Raw genomic sequence first — 1,022 nt, forward strand, 5'->3', positions numbered from 1 at the left:
GTTGTAAAATCTAAAATATTACATGTTTTTACCGCGGCTTTCATTGCTTCTCGATCATTCGGTAACGTGGTTGCGATTTTCGTTGGTGCCACAACGGTTGATGTTAAGCCGTTTGCGTACGTTACTTCCAAATCCATTTGGTCAACCAAACGCTGTGTTGTAAAGTCGGCTGTTCCTACCCCGTTGGCATTCCCTTCTGTTTGATGTGTCAAATCAAGCACGACCATTTTATTTACATCTGGGCCGCCTTTGGCATATGGGGTTGGATAACGTCCCGTAATATTCGGATCCATGCCATCGCCACTAATATTTTTCCCGATCTCATCAATCACAAGGACATCCAGTTGGTCAAAGAAAAGCTTCGGCAATAATTGCTTCGCTAATGCTTGTAATGCCGGTTCTTTTTCTTCAATTTCTTCTGCTGCCAGAACCTCAACCTGTGTTACTTTATCAAACGCATTTTCAAGTGTAGCGACTCCGAATAAAATCGGTGATCTCTCCATCATCATTTTCGCCATCGCTGGGACATTTTCAGCCATATATTTAAACCCTAATTGATGAGTTGCTTCGGCACCTTTTTGCTTTCCTAAGCCGATTGCAATCATCTTCATGATGCCACTCTCAACTGGACCACGGAAGGCAGTATGTGGTTTGATACGATTAATTACCACGATTCCATCAGCTTCTGACGCATATTTATCAAGGTAAACCGGTAATCCGTTCGGTAATTCTCCAAGCTTGATTACTTCCATTGATGAGCGAATTTCAGCTCCCACACTTTCTTCTGTTACCCCAAGATGTGCTAATACTTCCGTCTGACCTTCAGCTGTCGCACCGCCATGGCTTCCCATACTCGGAACAATAAATGGTTTGGCTCCTAAATCCTTTAAAAATTGCACGGTTGTTGCCGTAATTTCTGGGAGGCGATCCAAGCCACGGCTACCTACTGCGATCGCAATTTCCATGCCTGGCTTAATTTTCTGTTCAATCGCATCTCGTTGCAATTTTTCTTTGATTGCTTC

Annotated in this window: 1 protein-coding gene; it reads right to left on the minus strand. The window is 43.5% G+C overall.

The features are described 5' to 3' along the window. The coding region (locus tag K9V48_RS28125) for a nickel pincer cofactor-dependent isomerase, group 22 (RefSeq protein WP_224142330.1) at positions 1–1,022 on the minus strand (1,022 nt) is incomplete at both ends.

The organism is Metabacillus rhizolycopersici (genome assembly GCF_020075705.1).